This is a genomic window from Brotocaccenecus cirricatena, from assembly GCF_020687045.1.
GTDB classification, from domain to species: Bacteria; Bacillota; Clostridia; order Oscillospirales; family Oscillospiraceae; genus Vescimonas; species Vescimonas cirricatena.
Map to the genome: position 1 here is coordinate 1 of NZ_JAJEPW010000008.1, position 20,120 is coordinate 20,120.

A 20,120-nucleotide genomic window follows, 5' to 3' on the forward strand; every position below is an offset into this window, starting at 1 on the left:
ACGCGGCGGCTGAACGAGCTGAATGTGCTGCTGAATCTTAACGAGCAGGATCGCCCCGTCATGGCGGATGAGCCGGACGAAGGCGACCGGATCCGACCAAAAAACGCAGAACGGGAGCGATAATTTGCACCTTTGCGCAACCTCAAAAAGCAAGCCTGCGGAGCGAGTTCCGCAGGCTTTGCTCTTGCTTCGATTTGTTTTGAGGGGATCACTTCAGGCAGTGACGGAGACCGCTGAGAACACGTACCCGCCCCGGACCGTGCGGATATAGGTCTGGCTGCCGCCCATCTTCCGACGGAGATTGGAGACGGTATTCGCCACGACCTTCAGGGTGTCCGCGCTGTCCCGGCCCCACACGGCGGAAAACAGGTCCTCCTTGGAAAGCGTGACTCCCGGATTGCTGGCGAGAAGCAGCAGCATATTGAACTCGATCCGGGTCAGCGCCAGCGCGGTTCCGTTTTGAAACGCCTGCTGGGATCGTCCGTCAATGGTTAGTTCCGGGAAGGTAAGCGTGTGCCGGGAACTGAGGGAGACCCGCTCTGCGGCGATGTCCTCCCGCCGCAGAAGGGCCAGGATCTTTTCCTCCAGATCCCCCTCGGCCCCGTTTGCTTGAATGATGATCATAGTGTGTCTGTGTGTTACTCCGTGTCCAGTTCGTGGAGCAAGTTGACCATCTCGATAGCGCTGACTGCACAATCGTAGCCCTTGTTGCCTGCCTTGGTGCCGGCCCGTTCGATGGCCTGCTCGATATTCTCCGTGGTCAATACTCCAAAGAGAACGGGTACGCCGCTTTCCAGAGACACGGCGGCGATCCCCTTGGAGACCTCGTTGCAGACGTAGTCATAATGGCTGGTGGAACCGCGGATCACCGCGCCGAGGCAGATGACGGCGTCATACCTGCCGCTCTTTGCCATCTTGGACGCCACCAGCGGGATCTCAAAGGCTCCGGGAACCCACGCCACATGAACGTCATCCTCCCGAACCTCGTGGCGCAGCAGGCCGTCCAGCGCACCGCTGAGGAGCTTGGAGGTAATGAATTCGTTGAACCGGGCGGCTACGATGCCCACCTTGATGCTTTTGGAGACCAGCTTTCCCTCGAAGGTTTTCATAACTAAGTACCTCTTTCTTTGTTAATATTCCAAAATGTGTCCCATTCGTGCCTGCTTGGTTTTCAGGTAGAACAAATCATGTGCCGTTGCCGCCATCTGGATCGGAACCCGTTCGGAGATTTCCAGGCCGAACTCGGAGAGCTGATACACCTTGTCCGGATTGTTGGTCAACAGGCGCAGGCTCTTGACGCCAAGCTCCCGCAGGATCTGCGCGCCGAGGAAATACTCCCGCTCGTCTCCGTGGAAGCCCAGAGCCAGATTGGCCTCCAGCGTGTCCATGCCCTGCTCCTGCAATTCATAGGCCCGCAGCTTGTTGATGAGGCCGATGCCCCGGCCCTCCTGCCGCATATAGAGCAGGATGCCCCGGCCCTCGTTTTCAATCTGGGTCATGGCGGCGGCCAGCTGCTGTCCGCAGTCACAGCGGAGAGAGCCGAAGGTGTCTCCGGTCAGACATTCGGAGTGGACGCGGCAGAGGATGTCCTTCCCGTCACCGATGTCGCCCTTCACCAGCGCGACATGGTGCTCACCATTCAGACGGCTCACAAAGCCGTAGGCTTTGAAATCGCCGTATTTCGTGGGCATATTCACCGCCGTGACCTGATCCACCAGCTTTTCGTGGCACTTGCGGTACGCCTGCAAGTCCCGGATGGTGATGAACTTGATACCGAACCGCTCCGCCAGCGTCATCAGCTCAGCAGTGCGCATCATGGTGCCGTCCTCCCGCATGATCTCGCAGCACAGGCCACATTCCTTCAGTCCCGCCAGACGGCACAGGTCAACGGTGGCCTCCGTATGACCCTCCCGCTCCAGCACGCCGTTTTTCTTCGACAGAAGCGGGAACATATGGCCCGGTCGGCGGAAATCCTCCGCCCTCGCGCCCTCCTCCACGCAGGCCATCGCCGTCACGGAGCGCTCGGCGGCGGAGATGCCCGTGGAGGTGGATATGTGGTCGATGGACACCGTGAAGGCCGTTTCGTGGTTGTCGGTGTTGTTCTGCACCATCTGGGGGAATTGCAGCTTGCGGACAAAGGCCTCCGACATGGGCATACAGATCAGGCCCTTGCCGTGGGTGGCCATGAAGTTGATGTTCTCCGTGGTGGCAAACTCGGCGGCGCAGATGAAATCGCCCTCGTTTTCACGGTCAGGGTCGTCTGTGACCAGAATGATCTTCCCCTGTCTCAGATCTTCCAGTGCCTCGGGAATGGTATTGAAATTCATAGTAAAAACTCCTTGTTAAAAGCCGCAGCGCAGCAGCATTTCTTTTGTGAGGGTGCTTTCGTTCGTTGTGGTATGCGGTTTCGGTTCTTCCGGACGCAGCAGCTTTTCAATGTACTTGCCCACCACGTCGGTCTCCAGATTCACAGGGTCGCCTCGGCGGCGCTGGTTTAGATTGGTCTGGGCCACCGTATGAGGGATGGTGGACACGGAAAAGCCCTCGCCGTCCACGGCGGCCACTGTCAGGCTGATGCCGTCGATGGTGATGGAGCCTTTTTCCACCACATAGCGCAATATCTCCGGCCCCGCGAGGACGGTGTACCAGACGGCGGTATCGTCTTTTCGGATGTTGGCAATGTGTCCCACGCCGTCCACATGGCCCGCCACGATATGCCCGCCGAAACGGCCGTTGGCAGGCATGGCCCGCTCCAGATTGACCACGCTCCCCGCCGTGAGTCCCGCAAGGGACGAGCGGTTCAGCGTCTCGTGCATCACGTCCGCCGAAAAGCCATCGGGAAAAAGCCGGGTCACTGTCAGGCAGATGCCGTTCACAGCGATGCTGTCTCCGATCCGGGTCTCCTCTAAAACAGTTTTCGCATGGATCGTCAGGACGGCGGAGTGCTGCCCGCGCTTGATGTTCTTGATCGCTCCGACTTCTTCTACGATTCCTGTGAACACGGATATTCCACCTCGCTTTCTATCAGAAGATCCTCGCCCAGCCGTTCCAAACGGCTGTTTTTCAATCGGAAGGCATTGGTCGGAGCGGGGACGCCCACGCCCTCCACGGGGGTTTTCGCATCCCTTCCGCCGAATAGCTTTGGGGCGATATATGCCTGCACCTGCTGCACGATGCCGCATTCCAGCGCGGCCCAGTTCAGCGTTCCACCGCCCTCCAGCAGGATGCTGTCGATCTGTTCCCGCCCCAGCCGCTCCATGAGCTGCCGGAGATCTACATGGCCGTTTTCCTCATTCAGGCAGAGCACCTGGCACCCGGCCATCCGGTAAACCGCCTGTCTTTCTGGGTCGGTGCAGCAGGTGGCGAGGATGGTCGGGATCTGGTCTGCGGTAGTGACCACCTGCGCCTGCGGCGGCGTCCGCAGATGGGTGTCGCAGATGATGCGAACGGGGTTTCGCCCGTTCTCCATACGGCAGGTCAGGAGGGGATCATCCGCCAAAACGGTACCCACGCCTACCATGATGCCCCGGAACCGGTGGCGCTGCTGCTGGACATGGCGCCGGGCCGTTTCACCTGTGACCCATTTGGATGCACCCGTATAGGCCGCGATCTTGCCATCCATCGTCATGGCGTATTTCATGGAAACGAAGGGCCGCCCGGTGGTGATGTAGTGGAAGAAGATCTTGTTCAGTGCGTCACATTCCTGGCGCAGAACGTTTTTCGTCACCTCCACGCCGTGAGACCGCAGGATCGCCACGCCCTTTCCCGCCACCAGCGGATTTGGGTCGGCGGAGCCGATCACCACCCGGCGGATGCCGGATGCCAGGATCGCATCCACGCAGGGCGGCTGCTTTCCGTGGTGGCAGCAAGGCTCCAGCGTCACATACATGGTGGCTCCGGCGGGGTCGGCGGTGCAGGATGCCAGCGCGTTCCGCTCCGCGTGGGGTTCACCGTACCGCTCATGCCAGCCCTGTCCGATAACTGCGCCGTCCTTTACGATCACGGCGCCCACCATGGGATTGGGCGCCGTCCAACCCCGGCCCTGTTCCGCCAGCGCCAAGGCCAGACGCATATATTCTGCATCGTTCATACCGTTACCTCCAAAAGAAAAAGCCCTGAACGAATCGTTCAGGGCAAGGTAGAAAGACACAAGTATCCTTGTGTAAAAGCAAAGCTCCGGAATGTAAACACATCCCAGAGCAACTTCCATAGACGCAAAGCAGTCCCCCTGCGTTGTCATCTTCTTTCATCCAGACTATACTGTCGGCTTCGGAGTTTCACCGAATCATGCCTTGCGGCTCGTGGGCTGTACCACCGGTAGGGAATCACACCCTGCCCTGAAGACTTTCTATTCAATTACGATGGAAGTATAGCACGGCGACAGGTGGATTGCAAGACCATTTTGCAAACCGGGACAAAACCGGGACGGTCAGACTTTCTGGGCGGGAGGTTCTCATGGTGGGATGGCTGGTATACCTTGGCAAACGGGAATTTCCCGTTGACCCACGCCGTGACCCACGAACAGAAAAACCGGGGCGGAAACAGTGGAACAGAGCGTATCTACGGGTATGGAAATCCCGCGGCAAACCCGCTTAACACCACTGAAAGCCCACGGAAGGCGTCCCTATCGAATCTTAGAAGAAATCGGCACAATGTCTACCAGGCAGTTACGAGAACGGAAATGCTTAAAATACTTGGTTTCCGTTTCCTTGCCCTCGCAGATGATATAAATGATAGGTCTACGCTTACGGCGACTGCCTTTATTGGGGTCGTATTCCTTTCTCATTCCTGCCATAAGCCGTCACCTCCGATAAACGGAATCGCACCAAAGCGTCCTTGCAAATACCCCTTGCGGATGTTCTCACCCTTTCTCGGAGAGAAGGACGCCAGCGAATACAACTCAGTCGCACAGGACTTCTCATCCTTTTCCGCAAACCATATCTGATCTCTGCGGAAGAAGGTAAGATCAAGCAGCATAGCATCATGCGTCGTAAACAGAAGCTGTGCTCCCTCTGTGTTGATCGTATTGTCCTGAACCATCTCGATCAGCCGCTTTGTCAGGAGCGGATGCAGACTGTCCTCGATCTCGTCAACGACAAGCAGTGCGCCGTTCTCCAGCGCTTGCAGCCAGCCGCCGATACGAGAGAAAAATCGTTGTGTTCCGGACGACTCCTGATCCATAAGGAGCTGAAAGTGTTCCACACTGCCATCCGCACCGATGACTCGGTGCGTGGTTGTAATTACCGGGGCCTTGCCGGAGATGTTCTTGACGGTCACATCGGAAATACCGAGGTCTGCAAGCAACAGTTCCTTCAGGATACGAGCCTTCTTCTCATCGCCGCTGACGATCTGCGCGACCGTTTCCGAAGTAGCCGGTGCTTCCTCCATCAAGAATGTCAGCTTTTCCAAGAACCACTTGTAGGCGTTTTCCGTTTGCGGCAAGTTCCAGTCATTTGAGGAAACAAGATACAGCTTATTATCCGGCGTGCGGTTACTGAGTGTGATTTGCTCATTAACATTCTCACGGAATTCGTATGCGCCGTTTTCTCTTGAGAAAATCAGTGCCTCGCGCCCGTTCGGCCAATGGTATAGATACTCCGTATAGATCTTCTTGGCATCAAAAGAAAAGCCGTAAGCATACCGAACACCTTGATAAATGAACACGACCTCAAAGGATGTAGGCACTGTGGTGTCACCAAACGGTTCCCATGGCAATTTTTGTCCCTTGGATATTTTGGCCGCTTCTCCGACGACCATATCCTTCATCGTCATCAGTGCGTGCAGCACATTACTCTTGCCGGCGGCATTCGCTCCGTAAATAGCAATAGCCGGTAAAAGTGCTCTCTTTTCGTCCGGGTGCAGCAGATAAGACTCCAAAGACTTATCCTTTGAAGCGGCAAAACTGATCACCGCGCTATCCTTGATAGACCGGTGGTTTTCAATCGAAAACTGTATAAGCATAAGCGGATACCTCCATCCACAGTATAGTTTCTCCATTCTTCGCCTATATTATAGCAGTTAAAATCGTCTGTGTCAATATTTATATCTTGTTTTTGCAGAAATAATGCAAAATCAGATGATAAAATTATTCAAGCGGAAGCGGATATAATTTAGCCATAGGAAAATTGATGGGAAAAATATCTGATAATGGATCGGCTCCTCTGCGCCCTTGCCATATACTATAAACGAGATTATCATAAGTTAATTTATCATATGAGGACACCACAACCGAATAACCCTGATCTGCATAGAGTATGCAGATCCCATACATAGCCGGACGGCTTTCACCGATGTGAAGCCTGTCCGGCTTATTCTATTTCAAGGAGTTGATGAACCGATGGGCTATGTTACAAGAGAGATGATCGACCGGGCAAAGAAAATGGACTTGCTGACCTACCTCCAGACTTATGAGCCGCAGGAGCTGGTGCATTTCGGCGGCAACACTTACTGCACCCGTGAGCATGACAGCCTTAAAATCTCCAATGGAAAGTGGTGCTGGTTCTCACGCGGGATCGGCGGAAAAACAGCGCTGGATTACCTGATTAAGGTCAAAGAGCTCCCTTTTACCGAGGCGGTAGAGCGGATCGTGGGACGGGCGGCGGAAAGACCGTCCGTTTTTCATGCCCGCGCTCAGCCGGAGAAGCCGAAAACGCTGCTCTTGCCGCCCAAAAGTAACAGCAATACCCGCGTTATTGCCTATCTGAAAAGCCGCGGCATTGACGGTGGATTGATCGAGCAGTGTATCCGTTCCGGCCAGCTGTATGAAAGCCTCCCCTACCATAATGCCGTATTCGTCGGCATGGATAGGAACGGAACGCCGCGCTATGCGTGCCTGCGAGGCATCGGAACGGATTTTAAGGGCGAGGCGACCGGCAGCGACAAGAGATTTTCCTTTGCCCTCCCGGCTACGGGCGAAAGTCGGATGCTCTGCGTATTCGAGTCGGCCATCGACCTGTTATCCTATGCCACCATGGCGCAGGCTGGCGGGCTGTCGTGGCGGTCACAGCATTTGTTATCCCTGGCCGGAGTCTATAAGCCGCAAAAGGAAACACAGGAGCACCGTCTGCCGTTGGCACTGACACAGTATCTGAAAGACCATGCGGAGATCAAAACCATTTGCCTGTGCCTGGATAATGACATGACCGGACGCAGCGCCACCGAGACGATCCGACAGCAGTTGGCCGAGCGTTATAAAGTGGCAAGTGCCTTCCCCCGGCAAGGCAAGGATTATAACGATTGGCTTTGTATACGGATGGGATTGCAACCGGCGAAAGAAAATCCGATGACGGAAAGGAGCTTTGCACGATGAGCGAATACAGGGTCATCATTACCGAAACATTGAAACGGGCCGTTACGGTGGAAGCCGAAAGTCGCGAAGAAGCCGAAGAAGCGGTGCGCCGTCAGTATCAAAACAGCGAGCACATTCTTGTGGCCGAGGATTTTGACGGTGTGTCTTTTTCGGCGCAGTATCCCAAACAGCAGGTCGAATTACCCTATGGGAAAATGAAAGAGCTGTTTCGTAAAGCCGAGCGTGCCGGCACTCATGTATGCGGCTATATCACCTTTATGCAGGACTGTTTTACCGTACAATACAGCGAACGCTCCCGCACCTACGCCGTGTCCAGCGGCAATAAAGCGTTTCAGCCGAACATGGGTGGATATTCCGTCTATGGAAGCTGTCTGGACGGAACGGATCCCTGTGTCCGGCTGGAGCAGTATATGGCGGTCGAACGCGGTGGTGAAAAGGGCTGGAGCGTAGAGCGCTGTTATATGCTCCGTGAGGACTATGACCGTGTGATGGCGCTTCCGGAGCGCGGACGGGATCGGGAGCGATGATCGTTTGTCGGCAGGTCGGCTCCGACGCACGACCGCAGGGAGCGTGAGAATGTGCTATACCAGCAAGCAACGCCTTTTGGGGACAAAAGGCAGCTTGACAGGGGCATCCCCCTGTAACCCCTGCGCCGCCGAGCGCGGCAATATTGCTATATGGAGGAATGAACATGACCAAACGAAACATTGAGATCAAGGTGCGGCTAAGTCGCAAGGAAGCGGAAAATCTGAATAAACAGGTAAAAAAATGCCGTCTGTCCCGCGAAGCCTACCTTCGCCATCTGATCACCGGAGAGGTACCCCGTGAAGCACCGCCGCCGGAATACTTTGCCTTTATGCGTGAGATGCACTATGTAGGGCACAACCTTAACCAGATCGCACAGAAAGCCCATGTACTGAATGTGGTGGATGCAAAGCGTTATGACGAGGACAGCAAGCGGCTGGACAAGCTCATCCGGGAGGTTACAGCGGCGGTCGTGCTTCCGGCAAAGCGGGAGTAATGCCATGGCTACCACATCCATCTGGGCGGTCAAGGGCTGGCTGGGCAAGGTGGTGCTGTATATCGAAAACCCGGACAAGACGGATAATCCGAAATTCTATCGCCAAGAGGAACTGACCGATGTGCAGACACAAAGCCTTTCGGATGTGATCGATTATGCTGTCCGTGCGGAGAAAACAACGGTCACACCGGACGATGAGAGTGCAATGGTGGTACGGCAATTTATCAGCGGCATCAACTGCCTGCCGTCCACGGCACGGGACGAGATGCTGGCAGTAAAAAAGCGTTTCGGCAAGGAGGACGGTGTGATCGCCTACCATGGGTATCAGTCCTTCGCGCCCGGCGAGGCCACGCCGGAGTTGGCGCATGAGATCGGCGTGAAGCTGGCGCAGCGGCTTTGGGGCGAACGGTATCAGGTACTGGTGGCGACCCATCTGGATAAGGAAAATCATCTGCACAATCATTTTGTGCTGAATACGGTATCCTTTGTGGACGGCATCAAATACCACCGCACCGAAAAAGATTATCATGATATGCGCACCGTGTCCGACACCCTTTGCCGGGAATATAACTTGTCGGTCATCCAACGGCCGCAAGCCGGGAAGTCAAAGCACTATGGGGAATGGCGTGCAGAGCAGGAGCAGCGTCCCACCTGGCGCGGACTGATCCGCAGCGAGATCGATGAGCTGATCCGGCAGAGCGTCACCGAAAAGCAGTTTTACTATCTGCTTCGCCAAAAGGGCTATGAGGTGAAATTCGGCAAGGATATTTCGGTGCGCCCTCCCGGTAAGGAGCGCTTTGTCCGTCTGACCCGGAATTTCGGAGAGGCTTACACCGCCGAGGCCATCCGGCAGCGTATTTTGCAACAGCCCCTGCCGCAGCCGGAACGGCAAATGACCGATAAACCAAGGCCAAAAACCTACCGCGTCCAAGGCAGCCGGCAAGCTGCGCGCAAGATCACCGGCTTTCGCGCACTGTATTTCTATTACTGCTACAAGCTCGGTATCTTCCCCAAAGGCCGTCCGCAAAACCGGGCGCGGCTCCATTTTCTGCTGCGGGAAGATCTGCTCAAACTGAATAACATCTCACAGGAAGTACGGCTGCTCGCACAGCATCAAATTGATACCGCCGAGCAGCTTGCTTTATATAAAAAGGAACAGGAGGTGAATATCCGAGAATTGTCCGCCAAACGCCGGGTACTGCAAAATGCGCTGCGCACAAAGGCAGTCCGGGACAGTCCCAAACAGGCCGACGCACATCGGGCGCAGATCCGGGAGTTGTCCGAAAGGCTCAAAGCGCTGCGCCGGGAAGTGCATCTGTGCGACGATATTGCCGAGCGCTCCGGCGTGATGGCGGAGAAACTGAAAGCTGTCCGGGAGGACGCACAAAAACAACGACAAAAGGAGGAACAACAGCATGAACACATCCGGAGACGCAGCTGAACAGGTCGTCCGACTGAGCTTGGAGGGCATGGAGGTTGCGGCAAAAATCACCGGCAGTGCGGCAAAGGAGGTGGCGGCGCTTCTGTACGCAGCACTGAAAAACCGGGACAAGAACAAAATCAAAGGACGCCAGCGGCTTACCTCCATGCTGCGCAGCGGCAAGGAGCTGACTATTTTCACCGTCAAAAATAAGGACATGGCCCGCTTTGTGGCTGATGCCAAGCGCTACGGCGTAGTCTACTGCGTTCTGCGGGAGGCAAAGGACAACCCACACGGCGTCAGTGAAATCATGGTACGCGCCGAAGATGCCGCCAAGATCAACCGCATTGTGGAGAACATCAAAATCGCCACGGTATCCGACCCCGAAGTCATCCGTGAAAACGCGGAAACAGGACGGGATAAGAATAAGGATGCCGCCGGGCAGACGGCTCCCGAACAGGAGCGCCCGCAAAAGAGTGAAGACGACCGGCTGCTGGATGAAATGATGGCAGCTCCTGCGCAGAAGCAGGAGGCTGCCCAAGAAAACCCCACGGCGGCTCGGACGGAGAAATCCCGTCCGTCCGAGCCTTCCTCAAAATCCAGAAAGAGATCCGCCGAGGGTACTGCTAAGGAAGATCGTCCATCTGTCCGCGAGGAGCTGAAGGAGATCCGCCGTGAACAGCAGGAGACGGAGGAGCGCAAGCCGACCGAACGCAGCAGACCCGCCAAGAGTACACGACCGCAAAATGAACACCGACAGACTCCGCCGAAAAAGCGGGTCAGAAAAAGTAAGGAGAGATAAGCTATGGCAAACTTCGATGATCTTTTTACCGCCCCCACTGCCACGGAAACGCAGAGCGACCGTCCGCAGCTGACCAAGGAGGAATATGCCGCCAAGAAGAAGGCGGAACGCGACAGCCTGTATGCACTGGCGGATGAAATGGCACAGGAGGTCATGCGGGACGGAGAAGCCTTTCGGGGCTTTTTGGATGTGCAGGCACGATTTGACCGCTATTCGGCCACAAACGCGCTGCTGATCTATGCACAGAACGATGAGGCCACCCGCCTGCGGGACTTTGACGGCTGGAAAGAACGCGGCATCTATGTCCGCAAAAACGAAACAGGCATTTCCATTCTGGAAGCCGGGGACAGCTATGTGACCGAAGATGGCCGCACCGGCTACTACTATAATGTGAAAAAGGTCTTTGACATCAGCCAAACGGATGCCAAACGCCAGCGGCAGCCGCAGGTGCATTATGATGACCGCCTGCTGCTTTCTGCACTGATCGCCAAGCGCCCGGTGCCCATTGAAATGGCCGACAGCGTGCAAAACGGTGCAGTGTATGACTATGAGCGCAAAACCATCTTCGTCCAGCGCGGTATGGACGGGCAAGACCTGTTTCGCAGCGTATCGCTGGCACTGGCTCGTGCCGAGATGGCGCAGCAGGAAAACAGTACCCCGCAGGCTGACGCCTTCAAAAGCTACTGCGTTTCCTATATGCTGTGCCGCAAGTACGGTGTGGACACACAGGGGTATGATTTCAGCCGCTTGCCCGATGAGCTGAAAAATGCGGAGCCGCAGACCATTCGCGGTGAGTTGACCGACATTCGTGACACGCTGCAGACCATGACCGGCAAAATGGCGCGGACGCTGGAGCAAAGCCGCACGGCAGCGCAAAAGGAAACCGGAAAGGAGCGATGATCCATGGAAAAACAGGATATGCGTGTATTGACCCTTGATCCGTATCAGCACGGCGTCGTGATCAATGCACTCAACAACCTGCGTAACGATTTGATCGAGGACAAACGCCCCACCGATATTGTCGATGAAGTTCTCATTAAAACCGTTGACGCACCGAGCAAATCCAAAAGAGTCAAGCAGAAAGATGAACGGTAAACAAAAATGGCTGTGGTATGCGGCGGGGCTGATCCCTGCGGTGTGGCTGGGGCTGCTGATCGCCCCGGCTGCTTCCGGTGGCCTTCCCGAGATCCTTCGGCAATTTCCATCGGCAATGAATGAGCCGTTTCATATCGAGTGGTGCGAGGACAGCCTGAAAACTGTCCTCGTTTTCATTGCCCTGTATGCCATGGTGATCGGGGTCTATCTTTCCACTCGCCGTCATTACCGGCGCGGCGAAGAACACGGCTCTGCCAAATGGGGCGATGCGGAAACCGTGAACCGAAAGTACCGGGCACGCCCACCAAAGCCAAACAAGGTGTTCACACAGCACATCCGTATGGGGCTGAACGGCCGCAAGCACAAGCGCAACCTGAATACCGTTATCATCGGCGGCAGCGGCGCGGGCAAGACCCGTTCGTATGCCAAGCCCTGCCTGTATGAGGCTTGCCTGTCGCCGCAGGGTTCGTCCTTTGTCTGCCTTGACCCCAAAGGCGAGCTGCTTCGCGATTCCGGACGGCTACTGGAGGAATCCGGATATGAGATCCGGGTGCTGGATCTGCTGCACATGGAGAAAAGTCACTGCTATAACCCATTCGTCTATCTGACCGATGACAACGAGGTGCAGATGCTGGTGACGAATCTGTTCAAGGCGACCACACCCAAGGGCAGCCAGACCAATGACCCGTTTTGGGACACGACGGCCGCTATGCTGTTGTCGGCGTTGGTCTACTATCTCTACCACGAAGCGCCGCCCGATGAGCAAAACTTTCCGATGGTCATGGAAATGCTGCGCGCCGGTGAGGTGCGGGAGGAGGATGATTCCTACCAGTCGCCGCTGGATGTGTTGTTTGAGCGGCTGGAAATGCGCGACCCGGAACATATCGCGGTCAAGTATTATAAGGACTATCACTCCGGCAGCGCCAAAACACTGAAAAGCATCCAGATCACACTGGCGGCAAGGCTCGAAAAATTCAATCTCTCGTCTGTGGCGGCGCTGACCGCCACGGACGAACTGAATTTGCAGGATATGGGCGAAAAGCGTGTGGCACTGTTTGCGCTGATCTCGGACAGTGATACGAGCTTCAACTTTTTAGTATCCGTTTTGTATCAGCAGCTCTTTCAGCAGCTTTTTGACAGCGCCGACCATAAGCACGGCGGCAGCCTGCCCGTCCCCGTACACTTTTTAATGGACGAATTTGCGAACATCTCACTGCCGGAGGATTTTGACAAAAAGCTCTCCACCATGCGTTCCCGCAATGTGTTCGTGTCCATCATCCTGCAAAACATTGCGCAGTTAAAGGCGCTGTTTGAAAAGCAGTGGGAGAGTATTTTGGGCAACTGCGACGAGCTGCTGTATCTCGGCGGCAACGAGCAGGGATCCCACAAGTACATCTCGGAACTGCTCGGCAAGGCCACGATCGACACGAACACCTACGGAAGATCGTCCGGGAGAAACGGCAATTACAGCACCAATTATCAGATCACCGGGCGTGAATTGATGACACCGGATGAGGTTCGAATGCTGGACAACGGCAAGGCGCTGCTGTTCATTCGCGGCGAATTACCGGTCTGCGACGACAAGTTTGACATCATGACCCATCCGCTGGTGTCGCACACCCCGGACGGCGGCGCACCGCCTTATATCCACGGAAGCGCCGAGTACGCCATTGCAGCGATCACCATTCACGACCGGCTTCTGCCAACGGATCCCGTGGCAGTTCCGAGCGAAAACGAAACCCAATACGAGCTCCTTTCCAACGAGGAATTGGAGGCAATTTATGAGCTGGAGGAAAAACCCAATGAAGCATCTCAAAAGCACTAAGAAAAGCAAACACACCCACACCCGTCCTCTGCCTATAGGGAAAAAGAGCAGGGGTGTCCTGGCGGTCTATGCCGCTGTTGTGTTCACCGTATGTTGTCTGCCCATGACAGCCTTTGCCGCAGGAAATGACCCGTTGGCGGTCATCAACAATCTGTCTGATTTTATCTTCGGCGTGATCCGCGCGGTCGGTCTGATTCTGCTGGGCTGGGGTATTGTACAGATCGGTCTGTCCTTTCAGAGCCACGATCCCAGCCAGCGCAGCAACGGATTTCTGACACTTGCCGGCGGTGTCGTCGTGACCTTTGCTAAGGAAATCCTGACGCTGATCACGGGTTAATGGAGGAAAGGGTCATGGAAAAGTGCCAATGCTATATCCATTCGCTGAAGCAGGGTGAAAATCATGTGCTCGGAGAGGCGACGATTTTGAAACGCCTCGGAGACAATGACTATCTGGCAGAGTATAACGGCGTAAAATGCCACGCCATATTCAATCCCTTTGCCGGGCGCTACTTTGTGGATGATGTGTATGGAGTAATCCGCAGCACACCCAACCGGGGCGAGCGATAATCAAAATACGGCAGCGAGGGGCAGGCTTCGCACCTGCCCCCTTATGCTGTCGGGAAAGGAGGAAGCTATATGAGTGATAATTGGGTCGTACAGAATCTCGAAAACGCACTTGAAACATGGAACGAAAAGCTGGCGGAGATATGGCAGCTGCTCACACAGTCCCCCGAAAACTTCAAGGGCGGCACAATATGGAATGTGATCAAGACCATTAACGGTACTGTGCAGGCCATCGGCTTGGCGCTGTTGGTGCTTTTTTTCGTGGTAGGTATCGTTAAGACCTGCGGCTCCTTTGCCGAGGTCAAAAAGCCGGAGGTGGCGATCAAGCTGTTTGTCCGCTTTGCATTGGCGAAAGCGGTCGTCACCTATGGGCTGGAGCTGATGATGGCGCTGTTTTCCATTGTGCAGGGCGTTATTTCCACTATAATGACGGCGGCCGGTATGGGCACAGCACAGCAGACCGTGCTTCCGGCAGAGATCGTGACCGCCATTGAGGACTGTGGCTTTTGGGAAAGTATTCCGCTCTGGGCAGTGACCTTGATCGGCGGATTGTTCATCACAATCCTCTCGTTTATCATGATCCTCTCCGTTTACGGGCGCTTTTTCAAGCTCTATATTTACACAGCTATCGCGCCGGTACCGCTGGCTACCTTTGCCGGTGAACCGAGTCAGCAGGTGGGTAAGAGCTTTCTGAAATCCTACGCCGCCGTTTGCCTGGAGGGCGCGATTATTGTGCTGGCCTGTATCATCTTTTCTCTGTTCACATCCACTCCGCCCGTGGTCGATCCGAACGCAGCGGCGGTCACACAGGTGTGGTCTTACATTGGCGAGCTGATTTTTAACCTGCTTGTACTGGTGGGAACGGTAAAAATGGCAGACCGCGTAGTACGCGAAATGATGGGTCTTTAATTTGAAGGAGGAAATACAATGATTCAAAATAATGTAATTCGCAGCGATGATCCCCAGGCGGTGGAAAAGCTGCAAGCGAAGCTCGATAAGCTGACTAAGCAGCACGCACGTATGAAGGAGATCAACGCCTACTTCAAGAAACACGCCACGGCGCTGGGTTGTCCCGGCCTTTCGGACGCGGAGGCGACCAAGCTGGACGAGCGTGTGCAAACCGGCTATTCGTGGGAAAAGCAGCCCTATCCGTCTTATATACTCAGCGGCAACACAGCGGAAATGCGCAGACTTAGGCAGCGCATTGAGGAGGTGTCCCGAACACAAAACACGGAATATGTAGGCTGGGATTTTCCGGGCGGTCATGCCGAGGCAGACAAGGAAGATAATCGCCTGCGCCTGTATTTTGACGGAAAGCCCACGGAGGAACAGCGAAGCAAGCTAAAATATAACGGCTTCAAATGGGCACCGTCTGTCGGCGCATGGCAGCGTCAGCTCAATGACAATGCTATTTATGCTGCCTCGCGGCTGAGTTTTCTCCGCCCGGAGAGCGGTGAAAGCCCCACGGCGCTCCAACCGAAAGCACCGGCTAAAAGCACACCGGAGAGAGGATAACGACTATGGAAATCAAGATTAACCGCGAGATACGCGAATATAAAGAGAATATGTTTTTCGGGCTGTCGCTGCGGCAGCTCGTTTTTTCTGTGCTGGCCTGCGGTGTTGCCGTCGGTATTTATTTCGGTCTGCGGAATGTGCTGGGTACGGAAACGGTCAGCTGGCTGTGTATCCTCGGCGCGGCTCCCTTTGCTGCCATGGGCTTTGTAAAATACCACGGCATGACGGCGGAAAAATTCGTGATCGCATGGGTACGCTCGGAATTTCTGATCCCCAGGCGGCTGACCTTCAAGCCGAAGAATTTATACCGCGAAGCCATGCAGGAAGCGCACGCCAAAGCCCAAAAACGACACTGACATTGGAAACTTGGGTGCATTTTGCCCTAAGTTCAAAACGACATCCGACCACACCCGAAGGAGGCAAAAATGCTGAAAACACTGAAAAACATCCGCCGCAGAGATACGGATAAATTTATGATCCCTCACAGCGTGCAGGAGGTGATCCCCATCCGCACGGTCTGGAAAAGCGGTATTTTGCTTGTGGGGCAGAACCGCTATAGCCGCACCTGGCAGTTTTCCGACATCAACTACGCGCTGGCCGGCGAGGAAGATCAGAAATCCATGCTGCTGGGGTACAGCGCCCTGCTGAACCTCTGCGACAGTAACGCCGACACCAAGTTGAGCATCGTCACCCGAAAGCTCAACCGCCGTGATTTTGAGGAATACATCATGATCCCCTATGAAAACGACGGCCGCGACCATTACCGCAAGGAATATAACGATATGCTGCTGGAAAAAGCATCCCACGCCAGCGGTATGATCCGCGACCTGTATATCACGGTGACGATCACACGCAAAAGCTATAAGGAGGCCGAAAGCTATTTCGCCCGCACCGGTTCAGAGTATACGCTGGCGCTCTCCCGCCTCGGCTCGCGCTACACGGAGCTGGATATGATGGATCGGCTGCGCATTCTGCACGGCTTTTTCCGTCACGGCGAGGAAGCGGACTTTCATTTCGACCCAAAGCTGTCCATGAAGCTGGGTCACAGCTTTAAGGACTACATCTGTCCGGACAGCTTTGAATTTGACCGGGACTGTTTCCGCATGGGCGACCGTTACGGCCGTGTGCTATTCCTCAAGGATTACGCCGCCTATCTGCGGGACGATATTCTCTCGGAGCTGTCCGGTATTGACCGGCCGATGATCCTATCTATTGATGTGGTACCGATCCCCATGGACGAGGCGATCCGCGACGGAGAAAGCCGTCTGCTCGGCGTAGAGAGAAACATCGTGGACTTTTTACGCAAGCAGCAGCAAAACAACAATTTCTCCGGCACAATCCCCTACGACATGGAAAAGCAGCGGGCGGAGATGAAGGAATTTCTTGACGACCTCACCTCCCGTGACCAGCGAATGCTTCTGGGCATGGTGACGCTGGTGCATACGGCGGACAGCAAGCAGCAGCTGGACGCTGACACCGACTACATCCTCACCTCTGCCACACAGCGGATGTGCCAAATGGCCACGCTGCGATTTCAGCAGATGGACGGCCTGAACACAGCACTGCCCATTGGCGTGCGGAAAATTGATATTCTGCGCACCTTCACCTCGGAAGCGCTGGCGGCGCTGATGCCGTTCCGTGTGCAGGAGATCATGGAGCCGGGCGGCATTTATTACGGTGAGAACGCCATCTCCGGCAATCTGCTGCTGTGCAACCGTGCAAATCTGCTCAACCAATCCACCATCATTACCGGCGTACCCGGCAGCGGCAAATCTTTTTCGGCAAAGGAGCTGATCGTCTTTCTGGCGCTGGCCACGAAGGATGATATTTTGGTCTGTGATCCCGAGCGCGAGTATTATGCGCTGGGTCAGGCGCTGGGCGGTGAGGTCATCCGCATTGCGGCGGGCAGCCCCGACCATATCAACGCCATGGACATGGTGGAGGGCTACGGCGATGGCGGCAACCCGGTAGTAGATAAATCCGAGTTTATCCTGTCCCTGTTTGAACAGCTTGACCGCGGCGGCATCGGCCCCTTGCAAAAGAGCATCATCGACCGGTGCGTAGACGCCGTGTATGCGGCCTATAAGCGCGGCGGCCCTGTCCCGACGCTTCGTGTTCTCCGGGAAAAGCTGCTGGCACAGCCGGAGGAAGAAGCCCGCGATCTGGCGCTGGCGCTGGAGTTGTTCACCACCGGCAGCCTGGATGCCTTTGCCCATGAAACCAATGTGGACACCCAAAACCGCATCGTTATCTATGACATTATGGATCTGGGGCGTCAGCTCAAAACCATGGGGCTTCTGATTATCACCGACGCTATGCTCAACCGCGTGACGGAAAACTGGCGCAAAGGCAAGCGGACGCACCTGTTCATCGACGAATTTCATGTGGTCTTTCAGAATCCGTACAGCGCGGATTTCTTTGATTCCGCATGGCGTCGCTTCCGTAAACGCGGTGCCTATCCCACCGCCATTACGCAGAATGTGGAGTATCTGCTGGATTCCGTTCAGGCCAGCACTATGCTGTCGAATTCCGAAATGCTGATCCTGCTCAATCAGGCTCCCAGCGACCGGGAGAAACTGGCAGCACTTTTGAACATTTCCCCGGAGCAGACCGGCTATATCACCAACGCCCCGGCAGGCTGCGGCCTTTTGCGCTACGGCGGCGCACTGGTGCCCTTCAAAAATCAGTTTCCGAAAGATACGGAGCTATACCGCCTTATGACCACCAAACCGGATGAGAGCATTATTGTGGGAGGAAATACGAAATGAGAGGTGCACAGAAACATCATGGCGGATATTAAAACAAAAGAGTCGGTTCGGGGTACGGTCAAGACCATTGACCGTGCTGCCGTTGTCTCTGAACGCATCAAATCTGCCGCCGTTCGCACCAAGGACACTGCGGATACCGCTGAAAAAAACGCCGCTCCTGCGGAGACTTCTCCGCAGGAGTACGGCGCACAGCAGATCAAAGATACCGTGCGCCGATGTGTGGCAGGAACCGAGGTTCAGCTGCAAAAACGCGGACGGCGCGGGTTTTCCGATGCGAAGCGCAATGCCGGTAAAGCACGGGACAACATTCAGAAATGCAAGGATGCGTTCAAGGGAACCCAGCCGAAAAAAGCCACACAGCAAGCGGTTCAGAAAGCCGGAAAGGGTACGCTCAAAACGGCACAGTCTGCCGGAAAGGGCTCCGTAAAGGTCGCACAGAAGGGGGTCAAAACCGCGCAGCAGACCGGGCGGGCAGCAGTAAAAACAGCGCAAACCACGGCTAAGACCGCCAAGGTGACGGCAAAGGCTTCCGCAAAAGCGGCGCAGAAAACCGTACAGGCGGCAAAGGCGGCAGCCAAGGCTACGGTACAGGCCGTTAAGGTTGCCGCAAAAGCCACCGTTGCGGCGGTCAAAGCGATCATTGTCGGAACAAAGGCGCTGATCGCCGCCATTGCCGCAGGCGGCTGGGTCGCGGTAGTCGTCATCCTTGTGCTTTGCGTGGTCGGGCTGATTGCCAGTTCCTGCTTCGGCATCTTCTTCTCCGGCGAGGATAGCGGCACGGGACAGACCATGCGGCAGGTGGTACAGGAGATCAACACCGATTATCAATCGCAGATCGACGATGCAAAAGCAGGCAGCACCTATGACGAACTGGAAATGTCCGGCTCCCGCGCCGTCTGGCCGGAGGTGCTGGCCGTTTATGCGGTGAAAACCACTGCTGACCCCGATGATCCGCAGGAGGTCGCCACGGTGGACGATAGTAAGAAAGTCATCCTCAAGGATATTTTCTGGCAGATGAACGACCTGTCTTCCCGCACGGAGAGCAAGACTGAGGATGTCATCACTGAAACCGACGACGGCCACGGAAACATTGTGGAAACCGTCACGACGGTCACACGCACCTATCTCTATATCACGGTCAGCCACAAGACCGCCGAGGAAATGGCTGAGCAATTCGATTTCACCGCCGACCAGCGGCAGCAGCTTTCCGAACTGCTTGCCGAGGAAAACCGCAAATTGTGGTCATCCGTTCTCTACGGCATCTATTCCGGGGACGATGCCATCGTTACAGTGGCGCTGTCGCAGGTCGGAAATATAGGCGGCGGACCATACTGGTCTTGGTACGGATTCGGCAGCCGTGTGGAGTGGTGCGCCTGCTTTGTCAGCTGGTGTGCCGACCAGTGCGGTTATATCGACACCGGTGTCTGCCCGAAATTTTCCGGTTGCGGAAACGGCGTGCAGTGGTTTCAGGAGCGTGGGCAATGGCTGGACGGCTCCGCCAAGCCTGTTTCCGGCATGGTTATCTTCTTCGACTGGGACAACAAGGGCGGCTCCGGCCCCCAGGATGGGGAGGCTGACCATGTGGGCATCGTCCAGAAGGTGGAGGACGGAATCATCTACACCGTAGAGGGCAATTCCGGAAACCTCTGCCGGGTGAACCGCTATCCCATAGGACATTACGAGATTCTGGGGTATGGTGTTCTGTGCCCGTAACAAAGAAAATGGTGTCACCCCATCGGGTGGCACCATTTTTCTGAAAAGCAACGCAACAAACGAATTGACGATAATGTGCTAAATAGTA

At 55.5% G+C, this 20,120-nt stretch carries 21 protein-coding genes and 1 riboswitch; of the genes, 15 read left to right on the top strand and 6 right to left on the bottom strand.

The window, feature by feature from the left end; all coding sequences use genetic code 11:
- Positions 1–213 precede the first annotated feature (213 nt).
- The 6 genes from LKD37_RS04100 to LKD37_RS04125 form a co-directional block, all read right to left on the bottom strand.
- Positions 214–624: a winged helix-turn-helix domain-containing protein gene (locus tag LKD37_RS04100; protein WP_302928019.1), complete on the bottom strand. Its 411-nt coding sequence runs from the start codon at positions 622–624 to the stop codon at positions 214–216.
- Positions 625–638: 14 nt separating this feature from the next.
- Entirely contained in the window at positions 639–1,109 is a 471-nt protein-coding gene (gene ribH / locus LKD37_RS04105) for a 6,7-dimethyl-8-ribityllumazine synthase (protein WP_302928020.1), read from the bottom strand.
- A 21-nt stretch (positions 1,110–1,130) separates the two neighbouring features.
- Positions 1,131–2,327, bottom strand: coding sequence for a bifunctional 3,4-dihydroxy-2-butanone-4-phosphate synthase/GTP cyclohydrolase II (locus LKD37_RS04110; RefSeq protein ID WP_302928021.1), 1,197 nt, complete (start codon positions 2,325–2,327; stop codon positions 1,131–1,133).
- Between the two features lie 15 nt (positions 2,328–2,342).
- The gene (locus tag LKD37_RS04115; RefSeq protein WP_302928022.1) at positions 2,343–3,002 is read right to left on the bottom strand and encodes a riboflavin synthase; all 660 of its coding nucleotides are present in this window, start codon (positions 3,000–3,002) and stop codon (positions 2,343–2,345) included.
- Positions 2,984–4,090 carry a bifunctional diaminohydroxyphosphoribosylaminopyrimidine deaminase/5-amino-6-(5-phosphoribosylamino)uracil reductase RibD gene (gene ribD, locus LKD37_RS04120; RefSeq protein ID WP_302928023.1) on the bottom strand — a complete coding sequence of 369 codons (1,107 nt, stop codon included), beginning with the start codon at positions 4,088–4,090 and terminating at the stop codon, positions 2,984–2,986. The genes LKD37_RS04115 and ribD overlap by 19 nt, the downstream gene beginning before the upstream one ends.
- Positions 4,091–4,234: 144 nt before the next feature.
- Positions 4,235–4,349, bottom strand: a riboswitch (FMN riboswitch).
- 433 nt (positions 4,350–4,782) lie between these two features.
- Complete coding sequence (locus LKD37_RS04125) at positions 4,783–5,961, bottom strand: AAA family ATPase (protein ID WP_302928024.1); 1,179 nt, start codon at positions 5,959–5,961, stop codon at positions 4,783–4,785.
- Positions 5,962–6,337: 376 nt separating this feature from the next.
- Here LKD37_RS04125 and LKD37_RS04130 point away from each other — a divergent pair, with 376 nt between their 5' ends.
- The 15 genes from LKD37_RS04130 to LKD37_RS04200 all read left to right on the top strand — a co-directional run bounded on the left by LKD37_RS04130 (position 6,338) and on the right by LKD37_RS04200 (position 20,032).
- Positions 6,338–7,309, top strand: coding sequence for a DUF3991 and TOPRIM domain-containing protein (locus tag LKD37_RS04130; protein ID WP_302928025.1), 972 nt, complete (start codon positions 6,338–6,340; stop codon positions 7,307–7,309).
- Positions 7,306–7,836: a DpnD/PcfM family protein gene (locus LKD37_RS04135; RefSeq protein WP_302928026.1), complete on the top strand. Its 531-nt coding sequence runs from the start codon at positions 7,306–7,308 to the stop codon at positions 7,834–7,836. The genes LKD37_RS04130 and LKD37_RS04135 overlap by 4 nt, the downstream gene beginning before the upstream one ends.
- A 164-nt stretch (positions 7,837–8,000) precedes the next feature.
- The gene (locus LKD37_RS04140; RefSeq protein WP_302928027.1) at positions 8,001–8,330 is read left to right on the top strand and encodes a plasmid mobilization protein; all 330 of its coding nucleotides are present in this window, start codon (positions 8,001–8,003) and stop codon (positions 8,328–8,330) included.
- Between the two features lie 4 nt (positions 8,331–8,334).
- Positions 8,335–9,771: a relaxase/mobilization nuclease domain-containing protein gene (locus LKD37_RS04145; RefSeq protein WP_302928028.1), complete on the top strand. Its 1,437-nt coding sequence runs from the start codon at positions 8,335–8,337 to the stop codon at positions 9,769–9,771.
- A complete protein-coding gene (locus LKD37_RS04150; protein WP_302928029.1) occupies positions 9,746–10,552 on the top strand; it encodes a PcfB family protein in 807 nt (268 codons plus the stop codon). The genes LKD37_RS04145 and LKD37_RS04150 overlap by 26 nt, the downstream gene beginning before the upstream one ends.
- 3 nt (positions 10,553–10,555) lie before the next feature.
- Positions 10,556–11,452 (top strand): ArdC-like ssDNA-binding domain-containing protein, encoded by an 897-nt coding sequence (locus LKD37_RS04155; protein ID WP_302928030.1) that lies wholly within the window; start codon positions 10,556–10,558, stop codon positions 11,450–11,452.
- 3 nt (positions 11,453–11,455) lie between these two features.
- Positions 11,456–11,647 (top strand): hypothetical protein, encoded by a 192-nt coding sequence (locus LKD37_RS04160; RefSeq protein WP_302928031.1) that lies wholly within the window; start codon positions 11,456–11,458, stop codon positions 11,645–11,647.
- Positions 11,637–13,472 carry a VirD4-like conjugal transfer protein, CD1115 family gene (locus LKD37_RS04165; RefSeq protein WP_302928032.1) on the top strand — a complete coding sequence of 612 codons (1,836 nt, stop codon included), beginning with the start codon at positions 11,637–11,639 and terminating at the stop codon, positions 13,470–13,472. The genes LKD37_RS04160 and LKD37_RS04165 overlap by 11 nt, the downstream gene beginning before the upstream one ends.
- Positions 13,450–13,809 carry a glutamyl-tRNA amidotransferase gene (locus tag LKD37_RS04170; protein WP_302928033.1) on the top strand — a complete coding sequence of 120 codons (360 nt, stop codon included), beginning with the start codon at positions 13,450–13,452 and terminating at the stop codon, positions 13,807–13,809. The genes LKD37_RS04165 and LKD37_RS04170 overlap by 23 nt, the downstream gene beginning before the upstream one ends.
- A 14-nt stretch (positions 13,810–13,823) precedes the next feature.
- A complete protein-coding gene (locus tag LKD37_RS04175; protein ID WP_302928034.1) occupies positions 13,824–14,039 on the top strand; it encodes a hypothetical protein in 216 nt (71 codons plus the stop codon).
- Between the two features lie 69 nt (positions 14,040–14,108).
- Positions 14,109–14,945, top strand: coding sequence for a VirB6/TrbL-like conjugal transfer protein, CD1112 family (locus LKD37_RS04180; RefSeq protein WP_302928035.1), 837 nt, complete (start codon positions 14,109–14,111; stop codon positions 14,943–14,945).
- Positions 14,946–14,963: 18 nt separating this feature from the next.
- The gene (locus LKD37_RS04185; protein WP_302928036.1) at positions 14,964–15,551 is read left to right on the top strand and encodes a DUF8626 domain-containing protein; all 588 of its coding nucleotides are present in this window, start codon (positions 14,964–14,966) and stop codon (positions 15,549–15,551) included.
- A 5-nt stretch (positions 15,552–15,556) separates the two neighbouring features.
- A complete protein-coding gene (locus LKD37_RS04190) occupies positions 15,557–15,907 on the top strand; it encodes a PrgI family protein (RefSeq protein ID WP_302928037.1) in 351 nt (116 codons plus the stop codon).
- 69 nt (positions 15,908–15,976) lie between these two features.
- The gene (locus LKD37_RS04195; protein ID WP_302928038.1) at positions 15,977–18,319 is read left to right on the top strand and encodes a VirB4-like conjugal transfer ATPase, CD1110 family; all 2,343 of its coding nucleotides are present in this window, start codon (positions 15,977–15,979) and stop codon (positions 18,317–18,319) included.
- Positions 18,320–18,337: 18 nt separating this feature from the next.
- Positions 18,338–20,032, top strand: a complete 1,695-nt coding sequence (locus tag LKD37_RS04200) for a CHAP domain-containing protein (RefSeq protein ID WP_302928039.1) — start codon at positions 18,338–18,340, stop codon at positions 20,030–20,032.
- Positions 20,033–20,120 lie beyond the last annotated feature (88 nt).